Annotated in this window: 12 protein-coding genes; 6 read left to right on the top strand and 6 right to left on the bottom strand. The window is 70.4% G+C overall.

Annotation, left to right across the window (positions count from 1 at the left end):
• Nucleotides 1-124: 124 nt before the first annotated feature.
• The 5 genes from OG858_RS29930 to OG858_RS29910 form a co-directional block, all read right to left on the bottom strand.
• The gene (locus OG858_RS29930) at nucleotides 125-532 is read right to left on the bottom strand and encodes an ATP-binding protein (RefSeq protein WP_037694833.1); all 408 of its coding nucleotides are present in this window, start codon (nucleotides 530-532) and stop codon (nucleotides 125-127) included.
• Nucleotides 533-928: 396 nt separating this feature from the next.
• Nucleotides 929-1,333, bottom strand: coding sequence for a (deoxy)nucleoside triphosphate pyrophosphohydrolase (locus OG858_RS29925; RefSeq protein ID WP_319066486.1), 405 nt, complete (start codon nucleotides 1,331-1,333; stop codon nucleotides 929-931).
• 45 nt (nucleotides 1,334-1,378) lie between these two features.
• Complete coding sequence (locus OG858_RS29920) at nucleotides 1,379-1,579, bottom strand: SPOR domain-containing protein (RefSeq protein ID WP_319066485.1); 201 nt, start codon at nucleotides 1,577-1,579, stop codon at nucleotides 1,379-1,381.
• A 444-nt stretch (nucleotides 1,580-2,023) separates the two neighbouring features.
• Nucleotides 2,024-2,776 carry a GntR family transcriptional regulator gene (locus tag OG858_RS29915; protein ID WP_037694825.1) on the bottom strand — a complete coding sequence of 251 codons (753 nt, stop codon included), beginning with the start codon at nucleotides 2,774-2,776 and terminating at the stop codon, nucleotides 2,024-2,026.
• Nucleotides 2,777-2,923: 147 nt separating this feature from the next.
• Nucleotides 2,924-4,159, bottom strand: coding sequence for a DUF4190 domain-containing protein (locus tag OG858_RS29910; RefSeq protein ID WP_327724835.1), 1,236 nt, complete (start codon nucleotides 4,157-4,159; stop codon nucleotides 2,924-2,926).
• Between the two features lie 244 nt (nucleotides 4,160-4,403).
• On the opposite strand from OG858_RS29910, the gene OG858_RS29905 reads away from it, so the two are divergent.
• Entirely contained in the window at nucleotides 4,404-5,510 is a 1,107-nt protein-coding gene (locus tag OG858_RS29905; protein ID WP_327724834.1) for a threonine synthase, read from the top strand.
• A 50-nt stretch (nucleotides 5,511-5,560) separates the two neighbouring features.
• Here the strand turns inward: OG858_RS29905 and OG858_RS29900 are convergent, their stop codons facing one another.
• Nucleotides 5,561-5,734, bottom strand: coding sequence for a hypothetical protein (locus OG858_RS29900; protein ID WP_199923910.1), 174 nt, complete (start codon nucleotides 5,732-5,734; stop codon nucleotides 5,561-5,563).
• Between the two features lie 361 nt (nucleotides 5,735-6,095).
• On the opposite strand from OG858_RS29900, the gene fxsA reads away from it, so the two are divergent.
• The 5 genes from fxsA to OG858_RS29875 all read left to right on the top strand — a co-directional run bounded on the left by fxsA (nucleotide 6,096) and on the right by OG858_RS29875 (nucleotide 14,789).
• The gene (gene fxsA, locus OG858_RS29895; RefSeq protein WP_319066480.1) at nucleotides 6,096-6,266 is read left to right on the top strand and encodes an FxSxx-COOH cyclophane-containing RiPP peptide; all 171 of its coding nucleotides are present in this window, start codon (nucleotides 6,096-6,098) and stop codon (nucleotides 6,264-6,266) included.
• Between the two features lie 162 nt (nucleotides 6,267-6,428).
• A complete protein-coding gene (locus OG858_RS29890; protein ID WP_319262943.1) occupies nucleotides 6,429-7,730 on the top strand; it encodes a TIR-like protein FxsC in 1,302 nt (433 codons plus the stop codon).
• Nucleotides 7,720-11,691, top strand: a complete 3,972-nt coding sequence (gene fxsT / locus OG858_RS29885; protein ID WP_319066478.1) for an FxSxx-COOH system tetratricopeptide repeat protein — start codon at nucleotides 7,720-7,722, stop codon at nucleotides 11,689-11,691. Before OG858_RS29890 ends, fxsT begins: the two co-directional genes overlap by 11 nt.
• 90 nt (nucleotides 11,692-11,781) lie before the next feature.
• A complete protein-coding gene (locus OG858_RS29880) occupies nucleotides 11,782-13,044 on the top strand; it encodes an FxsB family cyclophane-forming radical SAM/SPASM peptide maturase (RefSeq protein ID WP_319262945.1) in 1,263 nt (420 codons plus the stop codon).
• Nucleotides 13,041-14,789 carry an AAC(3) family N-acetyltransferase gene (locus OG858_RS29875; protein ID WP_328544251.1) on the top strand — a complete coding sequence of 583 codons (1,749 nt, stop codon included), beginning with the start codon at nucleotides 13,041-13,043 and terminating at the stop codon, nucleotides 14,787-14,789. Before OG858_RS29880 ends, OG858_RS29875 begins: the two co-directional genes overlap by 4 nt.
• The last annotated feature ends 184 nt before the right edge of the window (nucleotides 14,790-14,973 follow it).

The following is a 14,973-nucleotide window of genomic DNA, read 5'->3' as shown; positions in this document are numbered from 1 at the left end:
CAGCCCTACTGGCTTGAACCAGTCGGTCGCACGCACGCCCCGGGGAGCCGCCCCCTCCCCCGGCCGTACGCCGTGGACTCCCGCCGTGCACCAGGACCTTCACCCCGTACGTCGGCAAGGCCGCTCAGCCGGGAACCGCCAGCTCGAACCAGACCGTCTTGCCCGCCTCCCCGGGGCGTGTACCCCAGGCTCGCGAGGAACAGGCCACCAACTGCAGACCCCGGCCGCTCTCGTCGTCGACATCGGCCGCGCGCTCGCGCGGCGGATCGGGCAGAGGGTCGGAGACCTCGACCAGGAGAGCACCCGAGGGGCCGGCGGGGCGCACGAGCCGCACTCCGATGGGTCCCGTCGCGTGTCGCAGCGCGTTGGTCACCAGCTCGCTCACCAACAGGGCGGTGATGTCCCCGAGCACATCGAGTTCCCACTCACGCAGCTGCCTTCGCACCACCGCACGAGCGTCCCGCACCGCTCCCGGCTCCGCCGGAAAGGTCCACTCGGCGCAGTCGTCTCCGCTGTCGATCACGCCGATCACTTCCCAGTCCAGAAGCAGGCCCTGTCCGGTTTCATGGGGTTAATGGGCACATACCCGATATCCCGCACGAAGTACCGCGCACGAGGGCGCACTGTGGCACGAACGGCGTAGGGGGCGCATCGCGCCGCACAAGAAAAGGGCCATCCTTGACGAAACTGCGGGGTCCGCCACGACGGACCCCGTCAGGGGCGCGGGGAACCCGCGCGACCGGCCACACCCAACGCGCGCCGCAGCCCGGGACGACAGCCCCTCAGAGGCAGTCCGGGGCCGAGGAGGCAGCACGCCTGGACGGGGGTCCCCCACTCGACGAAGCCGAGGGTGCAGGAGGCAGGGCAAGGGGGAGCGGAGGCGGCAAGATCCACGCACCCGGCAGCGCATCACACCCCCGGCCACCACTCAGCCAACGTCACCCCAAGCCACCCGCGCCGCCTCCATCACCGCCGGCACATCCTGCTCCAGCCAGTCGACATCCCACACCTCGTCCACGGTGAGCCATCGCAGCTCGTCGTGATCCTCCAGCGGCCGGGGCTCACCGGACAGCAGATGCGCGATCCAGACCCGCAGCACATACCCCGGACGCACCACCCACTCACCGGGCACCCGCTCCGCGGACTTCGCCTCGACACCCAGCTCTTCGCGCAACTCACGCACGAGCGCCTGCTCGGGCGGCTCACCGGGCTCCACCTTGCCGCCCGGCAGTTCCCAGCGTCCGGCCAGCTCAGGCGGTGCGCTGCGGCGCGCGGCCAGCAGTCGCCCGTCACTCAGCAGAGCGGCTCCCACCACCACGATCGGTTCGGTCATGCGCGGGAGCCTACGGGAGCGGACACGGACGCCGGGCGGAGTGAATCAGTTGCTCCCACTCTGCCCGTTCTGGCCGTTCTGCCCGACGCGTTCGACCCAGTAGAGCTGCTTGTGGCCGCGGCTGTCGAGGCTGTCCGCGATCTTCTGCGCCTCGGCACGCGTCGCATACCTGCCCACCCGGTAGCGATTGCCGTTGTCGTCCTGCCTTATGACGAGCCAGGGAAGAGTGATCGTGCCGTCGTTCATCGACCCCCACCGCTCCTTCCCGCCCCGGCTCGCCCAGGTCCCGCCCCCGGATGCCGCCGCGCCCCGCCGCCTAAGGAAACCGCATTCCGCATATGCCCGAGCGTACGCCTAACCTTCACGCAGCGAATCCGTCTTTTCACAAAGAGGTACGCAACCGGCCAAGACGAGGGGGGCGCACCCCGTACAACGCGCCATCGATCACTCCTCGCGCGCCCCCCAGCGCTCCGACGAGCAGCGGTCCAGTGCCGTTCGTACGAAACGGGCCGCTACCGGGCGTCATGGTGACCCGGCGCCAAGAACGACCGAATTCGAACTACGTTCGGACGAATTCCCAAGGCTCCGACAAGTCCAACTTCCCCCCGGCAAAGGCCACTTGACCCATGCCCGCGTCACCGTCCCGTACACACGGATTCAGCGGTTTCCCGAACGAGCGACACCCGGCGCTCACTTCACCGGCAGGTGATACGCCACCTGGTATCGGTCCGCCGGGACCACCACCTCCGCCGTCTCCACCGGGCGGCCGGAGGCGAAGTAGGTGCGGTGGACGACCAGGACGACATGTCCGGGGACGCCACCGAGGGCGAGCAACTCCTCGGCGAGGCCGGGGCGGGCGCCGACCTCCTCGGTGACGTTGTCGACGACGACGTCGATGGCCGCCATGCGCTCGACGACGCCCATTCCCCCGAGAGGCCCCTCCTCGGGCAGCATCACGGGCGTGCGGCCGGTGACGGCCAGGGGCTCCCAGGAGGTGGAGAGCATCATCGCCTCCCCCGCGTCCCGGAAGGTGTACCGGGTGCACATCACACGGTCGCCCGGCTGGATCGCGAGCCGCTCGGCGACCGTCCGGCCCGCCTCTACCTGCTCGCTGCGCGACTCCCAGGTGCCGCGCGCCTCGGCATCGGCCTGCTCCTGCCGGAAGGGCGTGGCACCGCCCGCGGGCCGGAACCCGGAGCGGGAGACCCGACGCGGCACCGGCCGCTCTCGCACATACGTGCCCGAACCGGAGCGGCCCTCCACCAGCCCCTCGGCCATGAGCACCTTGCGGGCCTCCAGCGCGACCGTGTCCGAAACGCCGTACTCCTCACGGATACGGGCCTGGGAAGGGAGACGGGTGTGCGGCGGCAGCGAACCGTTCACGATCTTCCTGCGGAGATCACCCGCGACACGCAAGTACGCCGGCTGCTCACCGAAAGTCACTGGCCGCTCCCATCAGGATGTACAGACAGCAACAGCGTGGCAACCGTGGGTTCGGCCATGCAAGCGAAGGCCAGAGAATCACTCGATGTGATGACATGTGGCCGGTGGGGGCTTTACGCAGGCACTTTCTCCCCACTATGGATGGCGTCACACCTCTGCGTCGGAGCCGTCCTCGCCGTCACCCTCGCCGTTGTCCTCGTCGTAGTCCTCGTCGTCGTATACCGGCGACTCGGTGGCCAGCCCCAGAGCCTCGCGTGCGGTGACCGCCTTCGGGCCGTCGGTCAGCCGGTGCGCCTTGTCCCAGTGGTCGGTGAAGTCCTCGGCCTCACTCGCTCTGCTCGCCGCCTCCCACTCCTCGCGCGCCCGGTCCAGGGCCTCGGCGTAGTCGGTGACCGCCTTTGCGGCGGAGGACTCCCAGTCGTGCGCGCGCAACGCCTGCGTCTGCTGTTCCAGGGCGTGGACCACCTGCGACGCCCACGCCTTGTGCCCGGTCAGGTCGTCCTCGACGTACTCCGTGGCGGGTACCCCGTCGAAGGCGTCGTCCAGGATCGCGTCGGCCTCCAGGAAGGCGAGCTGGTCGTCGTCGAGGGTCGTGCCGTCCTGCCGCAGCGACCCCGTCAGGCTGCCCTCGGGGTCCACGTTGCCGAACATGCAGGTGATCTCACGGTCGCCGTACCGCCAGCTCTGCCGGGAGGGCGTGAAGTAGTAGACGTCGACGTCGGCCGGGAGCGCCCAGGGATCCATCGCGTACAGCTCCGAGCGGGCGTAGCACTCATCGTCGGCGGCGTCGGTGACCGCGTCGTCGCCCGGGTAGGCGCCGTCCGGCATCGAGAAGCCGGCGAACACCTCCGCGTCGTGCTCACCGTCGCACGGCACGATGTCGACGTCGTACGCGTACTCCTCCAGGGAGCCGCTCGGGGAGTCGAAGCACTCCCCCCTGGCCACCGAGAAGGTGCCACCCGCGCTGCTCGCCGCGTCGCGGAAGCCGTCCCACGCGTCGCGCGCGCCTCCCGTGGTGAACGCCAGCGTCATCAGCAGCGCGCCGACCGTCGAGAGGACGATTCCGGCCACCGCCATGCCCTTGCCGCGCTCCCCCTTCCTCCGGATCTGCACCAGCGCGACGACTCCCAGCAGCAGCCCGACGCCGGGCAGGAAGCACAGCACCCCGAGCACCAGGGCGGCGATCGCGAGTCCGTTGACAGGCGGGGCCGGCCGCAACGCCGGATACGGCTGCCCCCAGGTCCGACCCCACGCCTGACCCGGGACCTGCGGAGGCACCTGGTACGCAAACGGCTGCCCGGCCCCGGCCTGCGGCTGCCCCGGGGGCGGGAACTGGCCACCACCATGGGGTGGCGGGGGCCCGAGGGGTGGGGGTGTGGTCACGGGTACGGGTGCTCCTTGCGCCGAGCGGGGTGGGAACTGACGTACGACTGGGCGCATGGTAAGCGGGGGACGGGCGTGGGCGATACGTCGGGCGGGGCGGGACACGGAACGGGTCGGGACACCGCATGGGGCCCTCCCCGGGTGATCGGATCGCAGGCAAGGACGCAGCGCCCGCCCGGTCCCACCATGACGCACCGTCACCGACCGTCCCGGCCGCCCCGACCGACCCAACTAACCTTCGCTCATGACCCCTCTGCCGGATCGCTTCTGCCCGACGGACGGCACGCGCGTCCCCGCCGCCTCGCTCGCCTGGTGCTGCCCGGCCTGCCGTGGCCCCCTGGACCTGGACTTCGCACCCACACCGGCACCGCTCAAGTCCCTGACCGGACGGGTGAACTCTCTCTGGCGCTACGCGGAATGCCTCCCCCTCGCGGGGCCCACGATCTCGCTGGGCGAGGGCCGGACCCCGTTGGTCGATCTGAGGGACGGCATCCGGGCCAAGCTCGACTTCCTGATGCCGACACTCTCCTTCAAGGACCGGGGCGCGGTGCTCCTCGCCGAACTGGCCCTGCGGCTCGGGCCCCGGCGGGTGATCGCCGACAGCAGCGGCAACGCGGGCACGGCGGTCGCCGCGTACTGCGCACGGGCCGCGCTGCCCTGCACCGTGTACGTCCCGGCCGGTACGTCGGACAAGAAGCTGGAGCAGATCGGGGCGCACGGCGCGCAGCTTCACCTCGTCGACGGCGACCGCGAGGCCACGGCCCGCGTGGCCCGCAAGGCGGCGGACGCGGACGGCGTCTTCTACGCCTCGCACGTCTACAACCCGTACTTCCTGCACGGCACCAAGACCTACGTCCACGAACTGTGGGAGGACCTCGGCGGCCGTCTCCCCGAGGTGATCGTCGTCCCTGTCGGCAACGGCACACTGTTGCTGGGCGCGGCCCTCGCCGTCGCCGAACTGCACGCGGCGGGCCTCATCGACCGCCGCCCCGCCCTCTACGCCGTCCAGTCCGCCGCCGTCGCGCCCCTGGCCCACGCCTGGACCGAGGGCGCCGACGATCTCGTCGGGACCACCCCGACGGCCCCCACCTTCGCCGAGGGCATCGCCATCCCCCACCCTCCCCGGGCCCGCCAGATCCTCCGCGCCGTCCGCGACTCCGGCGGCGCCTTCCTCACCGTGACCGAGGACCAGCTCCGCCACGCCCAACGCGACCTGGCCTCCCGCGGCCTGTACGTCGAGTCCACGGGCGTGGCCTGCTGGGCGGCCGTACGGGAGGGCGCACTCGGGACCCGTACGGCGGTGGTGCCGTTGTGCGGCGCGGGGTTGAAGACGGGGTTGACCGGGAGCTGAGGGACCGGGGACTCCGGCCGGGCCGGTGAACGGCACGACCGGAGTCGGCGTCAGTACGCCACGTACAGCATCAGCGCGAGGAAGCCCGCGCCGACCGCCGTCAGCAGCATGTTGCTCCGCTTGTACCCGACCCACAGCAGGAGCGCTCCGGCGGCGACCGCCAGCACACGGAACTCACCGCTGAACACGACGAACACGCCGAGTATCGCCCATGCCACCCACATGTGGTCCCCTCCCCAGCCTGATGTGCCGACCTGCTCAAGGACTGCCCACCCCAAGAGATCGACACCCTCGAACCCGCACGTTCCCGACAGGGAGAAGACAGGGGCCGCTGGAGAACGACCCCCTGGGGTCGGGCACCGCGACAACGTCCCGCACGGTCGACGAAGGTGCCCACGCCTTCACCCCCGCCCGAGCGTCGATCACCGGCGACAAAGGGTGTGAATTTCCCTCTGGCGGGCCTCCCCACTGCGTAACAGAGCTGCTCTGCGACTAGGCTCTGTCCCGTCGCCCCGGGCCCCGGCGTGGCACCGGACAACCAGCACGCCCCCACAGTCGGCGCGTGCGAGGTAGAAAGGCACGCAGGTGCTGAGAGAGACGAGCGGCCCCGAGTACGTCTCGGACCTGGTGGACATCACCGACCTGCCCATGGACGCGCTGGAGGATCTGCCGGACACGGTCCTCGCGTCGGTGCTCCGCGATGTGCGATTCCCGTCGGGCGAGAGCTTCGCCGCATTCTCGTCGGCGCTTCTCTGACACGTCGACAGCCCTCCTCGCCTCCTTTCGGCCAACTACGATCCGTCCCCCCCCGTGGTGAGTTGAGCCCCCGCCCAGTGGGGTATCACGTTGCCACGCACGTATCCCGGCTCATAGGCGCGGTGAAACGCCCGCGGCCGGATACGACGGCCGGGGGGTGTTTTGGAGCGAGAGCCGTACTTCTTCCTGAGCTATGCGCGCCGGGACGACCGGGGCAGCGCCTTCGTACGTCGTTTCTACGACGACCTGTTGGCGGAGCTGGGCCGCCTGGGTGCGGACTGCAGCGGACAGCAGCCGTTCCTCGACATCGAACGGCTCGGCCTGGGCATGGACTGGGAGAGCGCGCTCGGCAACGAGATCGGGCACTGTCGGGCCCTGGTGACCCTGTGCTCGCCCGCCTACGTCAACAGTCTCTACTGCGGCAAGGAATGGGCCGCCTTCGAATCCCGGCTGGTCAGGTATCGCGAGCAGACCGACATAGAGGTACCGGCGCTCATACCGGTCCTGTGGGTCCCCCTGCACCATGCGATGCCGCCGGAGATCAGCAAGTACCAGTACTTCGAACCTCCGATGGGTCAGGAGTACCTGGAGCAGGGTCTGATGGGGCTGCTGCGTTCCGCTCCAGGAGGCCGCGCCTACCGCACCGTCCTGGAACTCGTCGCGAAGCGGGTGCAGCACGTCGCCGATCTCTTTCGGCTGCCCCGCGCGCAGGGCCTCGACCTGGGGGCCGTGCGCAGCCCTTTCGAAGGGCGGGAACCCGCGGGGCCGGGGAGACATAACACCGGTCACGTCCGGGTGTTCATCGCCGCGGGTGTCACCGACCCCCTACCCACGGGCCGGCAGCGGTGCGAGTACTACGGGCCCTCACCACTCGACTGGACGCCGTACCACCCGCCGATCCATCCCACCGTGGCCTACCGGGCTCAGCGCGTGATCATCGACGAGGGGTGCACGAGCAGCCTGGAAGTCGTCGACCGTGGCCTCGGCGAGAAGCTCGACGAGGCCACGAACAACAACCAGACATCCGTGCTGCTGGTCGACGCGTGGGCCGCCCGGGAAAGCCGGTACCGCGCTCCGCTGTCCGACTACGACCGGCAGAACCACCCTGTCACCGGCGTGCTCGTGCCGTGTCACGAGACGGACGAGGAATCCGTCGACGAGAAGCTGTGGACCGACCTTCAGCAGATCTTCAGACGCAACTGGATGCGGCGCAACGACCCCTACGATCCGCTGTTCCAGGTCCAGGTCGAAAGACAACGGTTCGAGGACCGGCTGGCCCGCATGGTGGTCGTCGCCCAGAACCGTCTCATGGAGAAGGCCGTACCGCGCCGGCTGCCCGCCGGGCCGTCGGCACCGCCCATGCCGGGACTCAGTGTCCCGTACACACCGCCCTCCAGCACCGACGATCCGGTCGAGTCGCCGGGTCGTACGCCCCTGCAGAAGGATCAGGACGATGAGCGCTGAGGCCGAGGCTCAGGACACCGGCAGGATAGTCACCTTCTACTCCTACAAAGGTGGCACAGGCCGCACGATGGCCTTGGTCAACGTCGGTTGGATCATGGCCAGCAACGGCAAGCGGGTGCTGCTGGTCGACTGGGACCTCGAGGCCCCCGGGCTGCACCGGTATCTGCGCCCCTTCCTCCTCGACCCGAAGCTGCGGGACACCGACGGTCTGATCAACATGGTGAACTCCTTCGTCGGACAGGTGATAAGCCCCGGGGAGCCAACGGAACCGGGCCCCGAGGCCGGCGTGATGAGTGACGAGGAACTGCGTTCCCACGCACGGCTCGGCCCTCGCACCACCGGCCTGGACCTGCGCTTCCCCGCGGGCGGCCGACTCGACTTCCTGCCCGCCGGGCGGATGTCCCCCTCGTACTCCGCGGACGTCACCAGCTTCAACTGGCGCGCGTTCTACGAACGTCTGGGCGGCGGCTCCTTCCTCCAGGCGCTGCGGGAGGAGATGAAGGCCTCGTACGACTACGTCCTCATCGACAGCCGCACGGGCGTCAGCGACATCTCGGGGATCTGCACCACCTTGATGCCGGACGTCCTCGTCGACGGGTTCGTGCTGAACCACCAGAGCATCGAGGGCGGCCTGGACGTCGCGCAGTCCGTGGCCTCGGAGGTGCGCCACCCCGTACGCATCCTCCCCGTCCCCATGCGCGTCGAGGACGGCGAACAGGAGCTGCTCGAATGGGGCCGGGACCTGGCTCGTGCCGAGTTCGGCCCGTTCCTGTCCTGGCTGGTCGAATCGGAGCACGACCAGTACTGGGGAGAGGTCGAGATCCCCTACAAGAAGTACTACGCCTACGCCGAGATACCGACCACGGTCCGTGACCGGCCCTCCCAGCCGGGCAACCTGCTCGCGGCCTTCGAGCGGCTCACCGCGTGGATCACCGAGGGCCGGGTGCGATCCCTCGTCCCTCATCCGGAGGAGGAGCGGCAGCGGATGCGCGCCTCCTACCTCGACCCCAGAACGTCGTGGCCGCGCATCCACGTCAGCTACGCCTCGGCCGACCGGATGTGGGCGGAATGGATCGCGGCCCGGCTGGAGGGCATCGGATACCAGGTCTCGCTGCACAGCACGGCGGAACCGGGCACCGGGACGCTGCCCGAGGTCGCCCCCGTCCTGAAGGGGCGCGGGCGGCTGCTCGCCCTGCTTTCCCCCGAGTACATGGTGCAGCGGCGCGCCCAGGACGTCTGGAAGCAGCTGAGAGGTCATGAGAGCGCCGACAGGTCGCTGCTGGCGGTACGCGTACAGGAGTTCGAAACCACTGCCCGGGACCCCTTCAGGGGACGGTTCGCCGCCGATCTCACCCACTGCTCCCCCGAGGAGGCGGAGACCCAGCTGCTGTCGGTCGTCGGCCCGGTCCGCCGTGCCCGCGTCCCGGGCAGCGTCGCACCGACTCCCGGCTCGCCCGCCCCGCCGTTTCCCGGTACGTCCCCCGCGGTGCAGCGCGTTCCTTCCAGGAACGTCTCCTTCACCGGCCGGGGCTTTCTGCTGGAGCGGCTGCGCAACGGTTTCACCTCCGGCAACACGACACAGGTCCTCTACGGGCTGGGCGGGGTAGGGAAGACGCAAATAGCCCAGGAGTATGCACATCGCTTCAAAGCGGCCTATGACGTGGTCTGGTGGGTCACCGCCGCGCAACCCGGTCTGATCCGCCCGGCCCTCGCCGACCTCGCGCCGCGCCTCGGCCTGGAGGTCGGCGAGAACATGGCGAGCACCGCGGAGTCGGTGCTGAGGGCGTTGCGACGGGGCGAGCCCTTCGACCGCTGGCTTCTGGTCTATGACAACGCCGGGCGCCCCGAACAGCTCGCGGAGTTCCTCCCCACCGGGCCGCCCGGCGGACATGTCCTCCTCAGCTCCCGCGACCGCACCTGGGTGAACGACGCGGGACTGGTCGAGGTCGAGGTGTTCCAGCGTCAGGAGAGCACCGACCTGCTGCACCGCCTCAACACCGGGCTCACGGCCTCGGACGCCGAGGAGGTGGCCAGGGAACTGGGCGACCTGCCGCTGGCCGTCGCCCAGGCCGCGGTCTGGCTGAGCGAGAGCAGCATGCCGGTGGCCACCTATCTGGCGCTGCTCAAGGACCGCCTCACCGAGGTGTTGCAGACGACCCAGTTACCGGAGCGGGACTACCCCCACTCCGCCGCGGCGACCTGGCATCTGGCCGTGGACGAACTGCGCCGGGTGAACCAGGCGGCGGCCGAGATGCTGGAGATCTGCTCCTTCTTCGGACCCGACCCCATTCCGTTGCGACTCCTCTACAGCAAGGCCGTCACCAAGGCGCTGACCCTGCCTCCGGGGGAGCCGCGCGACGAGATGGCGGTGGCCCAACTGGTGCGCGCGATCAACCGGTTCGGCCTGGCCAAGAGCGACCAGAGCAGCGCGACCCTCACGGTGCACCGGCTGGTGCAGGCCGTGATCCGTGACCAGGTCGACGACGCGCGCAAACCACAGGCCCGCAGTGTCGTGCACGCCGCGCTGGTGGACGCGGACCCGGGCGACCCCGACGTCCCCGGGGACTGGGACCGCTACGCGGAACTCCTGCCCCATCTGCGACCCAGCCTGGCCGCCGAGAGCTCGGACCCCGAAGTGCGCAAGTGGGTCACCGATTCCGTGCGTTACCTGTGGAAACGCGGCCTGCGCGCCGACGGTCAGGAGCTCGCGGAACGGACACTGGCCCGCTGGCAGGACTGCGGCATCGGACGCGCCGACGACCCACAGACCCTGATGCTGCGCATCCAGCTGGGCAACGTGCTTCGCTCCAGGGGACGGCTGGAGAAGGCGTACGAGATCGACCTGGACACCTTCGAGCGGTTCCACCGCACCAAGGGCCCGGACTACGCGCACACGCTCGCGGCCGCCGGGAACGTCGCCGCCGACCTACGCGCGCTGGGCCGCTACCTGGAAGCCCGGGAACTCGACCGCCAGACCCTCGACGGAGCCCTGCGGACACTGGGTGACGACCACCCGCGCACCCTCATGTACACCAACAACCTCGGTATGTCGGAGTACCTCGCGGGCGATCGCCGGGCCGCCCTGGATCTCCACGAACTCGCCTACCGGCAGCAGAGCGAGGCGCGCGGCCGGGACAACTTCTACTCCCTGCTGTTCGCCAGCAACTACGCCCGGGATCTGCGTGAGACGGGGAGTCTGAGGGAGGCCCTGGAGCTGCTGCGCACCACCGTCCAGTGGTACGAACAGACCCTCGGGGACAGCCATATGGAGACGCTGAGGACGCGTCGCAACCTCGCCGTGGCCCTGCGCCGGGCCGGTGACTACGAACAGGCGAGAAAGATCGACGAGGACATCCACTCCCGTTACGTCGAGGCGCACGGCACGGAGCACACGGACACGCTCGCCGCGGCCTGCGGTCTCGCCTGCGACCTGGCGGCGCTCGGGGAGCCACAGCGGGCACGGCAGCTGGCCGAGCGTGCGATGGACCGCTACAGCACCTACCTGGGCGCGGAACATCCGGTCACGCTGGCCTGTGCCACCAACCTCTCGGTCTACCGGCGGTTGACGGGCAGTACGGACTCCGCACGCGAGCTGTCCCACAAGGCTCTGCACCAGATGTCACGGATCGTCGGGGAGAGTCACCCGTACAACCTCAGCTGCATGATCAATCACGCGAACGACCTCGCTCTGGCCGGCCACCTGGAAGAGGCGGTCGAGTGGGACCGGCGTGCGCGGCGGTACTTCCTCGACCTGCTGGGCCCCGACCACTACGACGCCATCAGCATCACCTCCAACCTGGGCCTGAGCCTGCGGGCGATCGGCCGTACCGAGGAGGCAGGGCAGTTGGAGGCGGAGGCGGCGCGCAGGGCCCGTGACAAGCTGGGCGAGGCACACCCCACGACCCGGACGATACTGTCCGGAAAACGACTCGACTCCGACATTGAACCACCGACTACCTGATCAGCGGACGTCATCCGCCTCAAGCGCCACACGGCGCCTACGGGGTACCTATGATGGCCTCTTTCCTCCGCCGCCGTACCAGAGCGATCGATGCCGATGTCCGCCACCAACACCCCACCCGCCGCGCCGGACAGCGGGACGGAGTCCGTGCCCTTCCGGCAGTTCCTGCTGAAGATCCACAGCCGGTGCAACCTGGCCTGTACGTACTGCTACATGTACGAGGCGGCCGACCAGAGCTGGCGGCAACGCCCGAGGAGCATGGCTCCGGCGACGGTTCGGCGGGCGGCGCGACTGATGGCCGAACACGCCGCGGAGCACGGACTGTCCGAGGTGCATGTGGTGCTGCACGGCGGCGAGCCCCTGCTGGTCGGATCGGAGCACCTGGAAACACTCCTCGGGACGGTCACGGACGCCCTGGACGGGATCGCCGCACCTCGCTTCACCCTGCAGACCAACGGCATCCGGCTCGCCGAGGACCCGCGGCTGCTCCCCGTTCTCGACCGTCACGGGGTCCGGATCGGGGTGAGCCTGGACGGCACCCCGGCCGGGCACGACCGGCACCGGAGGCGGGCCGACGGGCGAGGCAGTCACGCCGCCACCGCCCGTGCGCTCGAACTGCTGACGAACCCGGCCCACCGACACCTGTTCGCCGGCCTGTTGTGCGTGATCGACCCCACCACCGACCCGCTGGAGACATACGACGCGCTCCTGCGGTTCGCTCCGCCCCGGCTGGACCTCTTACTCCCGCACGGGACCTGGCAGGCTCCGCCGCCCGGGCTCGCCGCACGGACCTCCCCGCCTTCGGCTCCACCCGCACCGGGCGCGACCACACGTGCCACCCCGTACGCCGACTGGCTGCGCACGGTCTTCGACCGCTGGTACGGCGCCCCGAGCCGGGAGACCGGCATCCGGCTGTTCGAGGAGATCATGGTGCTGCTGCTCGGCGGTACCGCCCGCAGCGAGGTGGTCGGTCTCACTCCCATCGACCTCGTCGTCGTGGAGACCGACGGGGCGATCGAGCAGGCCGACTCGCTCAAGGTGAGCTACCCCGGGGCGCCCGAGACCGGGTTGCACGTGTTCCGCGACACCTTCGCCGACGCCGCCGCGCATCCCGCCTTCCGCGCCCGGCAGCGCGGGTTGGGCGGGCTCGGCCCGGTCTGCCGCTCCTGCTCCCGCTCCCGCGTGTGCGGCGGCGGCCTGTACGCCCACAGATACTCGCCCGGAGCCACCCCGGTCTTCTCGGCTCCCTCCGTGTACTGCGACGACCTGGCGGTACTGGTCGACCACATCGGCGCCCGGCTGCGCCGGGACGTCGCCGCACTGACCGCGCCCCGCCGGAAGGCGTCCCGATGAGAGCGGCGACGGGGCAGGGGGCCGGCGTCGCACCACGCCCCGGCCAGGATCTCGTCCCGCACACCGTGCCCGCCCTCGTCTTCAGAGCCCTGGCCCGCGCCCGCGGCGGTGCGACCGCCGTGGACCTGTTGCGGAACGGGCAACTGAGCAAACGCATGCTGATGGTGCGGGCCCTGCGCCGGGCGGCAGACGGGCATCCGGAGGAGGCCACCGCGGAAGCGGCGTACCGCGCCCTGGTCGAACTGAACCGGCGGGACCGCGCGGCATGGCACGAGGTCATGCTGCACCCCTACCTGGACGAGGGACTGACCCGGGCTCTCACCGCGCTGGATCGCGGACTGCCCACTGATCTGCGGTGGTTGGAACAACTGACGGCCGATCCAGGTCGGCGGGCATGGCACCGCGTCGACGCCATCTGTGACGGCACGCCACTCGAACTGCGGCTCGCCGACCGCGGCCCCTTCCGTGAGGCGCACGGTCACGAACTCACCGAACCGCTCACCGCCGGGCAGGCACAGGAGTGGACACAGGCGCTGCGGGCCGCCTGGACCGTGCTCGTGCGACGGCACCCCTGGCACGCGCAGACCATCGCCGCCGGCCTGACCACAGTGGTCCCGCTGCGCCCCAACCCCGATGGCACCGAGGTGAGTTCGGCGGCCCGTCGCGCCTTCGGAGCCGTCGCCGCCTCCCTCCCGGACGACCCGGTGCTGCTCGCACTGACCCTCGTGCACGAGTTTCTGCACGTCCAACTCGGCGCCCTGCTCGACCTGTTGCCGCTGCACGGCCCCCCGACGGACGCCCGCTACCACGCCCCGTGGCGGCCCGATCAGCGACCCGCCGGAGCGCTGCTCCAGGGGACCTACGCGCATCTGGGCGTGACGGACTTCTGGCGCACCGAACTCGCCTCCGGGACGGGAGGCGAGCGCGCCCGACGCGAGTACGACACCTGGCGCGAGCACACCGACACCGCCGCCCGCACGCTGCTCGAAAGCGGCGAACTCCTGCCCGCGGGCGAGCGGTTCGTGACGGAGCTGCGTGATGCCGTGCGTCGTCGGCCCGCGCCTGCGGGGGCGCTGCGAGGCAGAGCGGACCTCGTCCATGACCTTCGCGGACTGGGGCTCCGGGCCGGAGACACCGTCCTCGTGCACTCCGCCCTGAGTACTGTCGGGCCCGTCTCCAACGGCGCGGAGACCATGGTGAGCGCACTGTCGGAAGTCCTCGGACCCAACGGGACGCTCGTGGTGTACACCCCGACACCCGACGACGCCCGCGCCCGGACGCCCTCGTCCGCCCCGTACGCCGCACCGGGCTTCGGCGTCGGTGTCCTGGCCGAGACGGTACGGGCCCGGCCCGCCGCCCTGCACAGCGCTCATCCGCGGAGTGCCTTCACGGCGCTGGGCGCCCAGGCGGACTTCATCACCTCCGACCACTCCCTGGGCGAGGAGTCACCGCTGGGCAGACTGGAGAAGCTCGACGCCCGGGTGCTGTTGATGGGTATCGGTTTCGACGTGTGCACCGCGTTCCACCTGGCGGAGTACCGCATCCCGAGCCGTCTTGCGGCCCCGCCCGAAGGCGCCGACATGCACCTGGACTCCTCCCCGTTCGCAGCGGTGGGGGCCGCCTTCGAGGCGACCGGGGCGGTGCGCTCCGGCCGGGTCGGTCATGCCCACTGCCGCCTGTTCGACTTCGCTGACGCCGTCGCGTTCGCCGTCGGACGGCTGGCGGACTGGGGCGCAGGGGAGTGACCGTGCGGGCAGGACACCGGCTTTCCCCGTGCCCTTGCCCGCCCGTCACGAACGGCATGCCGCCGCCACCATCCCGTACCGCGTCGTCGAAGGCATCCCACCACGGGAGAACCAGGGGCCCGACCCCGAAGAGTCAGGCCCCTGCTGACCTGTACTTCGCAAGGTCAGCGGCGTGGTTGTGGGT

Origin of the sequence: Streptomyces europaeiscabiei (genome assembly GCF_036346855.1) — a bacterium.
In the GTDB taxonomy this organism is placed as follows: domain Bacteria; phylum Actinomycetota; class Actinomycetes; order Streptomycetales; family Streptomycetaceae; genus Streptomyces; species Streptomyces europaeiscabiei.
The sequence above is the reverse complement of the archived record's forward strand: the minus strand, read 5'-3'. Positions and strand labels throughout refer to the sequence as shown.

Bases quoted from the DNA above. Each gene is read 5' to 3' on its own strand.
- OG858_RS29875 (WP_328544251.1), top strand. From the start codon at position 13,041: ATGAGAGCGGCGACGGGGCAGGGGGCCGGCGTCGCACCACGCCCCGGC.
- fxsT (WP_319066478.1), top strand. From the start codon at position 7,720: ATGAGCGCTGAGGCCGAGGCTCAGGACACCGGCAGGATAGTCACCTTC.
- OG858_RS29925 (WP_319066486.1), bottom strand. From the start codon at position 1,333: ATGACCGAACCGATCGTGGTGGTGGGAGCCGCTCTGCTGAGTGACGGG.
- OG858_RS29880 (WP_319262945.1), top strand. From the start codon at position 11,782: ATGCCGATGTCCGCCACCAACACCCCACCCGCCGCGCCGGACAGCGGG.
- OG858_RS29920 (WP_319066485.1), bottom strand. From the start codon at position 1,579: ATGAACGACGGCACGATCACTCTTCCCTGGCTCGTCATAAGGCAGGAC.
- OG858_RS29905 (WP_327724834.1), top strand. From the start codon at position 4,404: ATGACCCCTCTGCCGGATCGCTTCTGCCCGACGGACGGCACGCGCGTC.
- OG858_RS29900 (WP_199923910.1), bottom strand. From the start codon at position 5,734: ATGTGGGTGGCATGGGCGATACTCGGCGTGTTCGTCGTGTTCAGCGGT.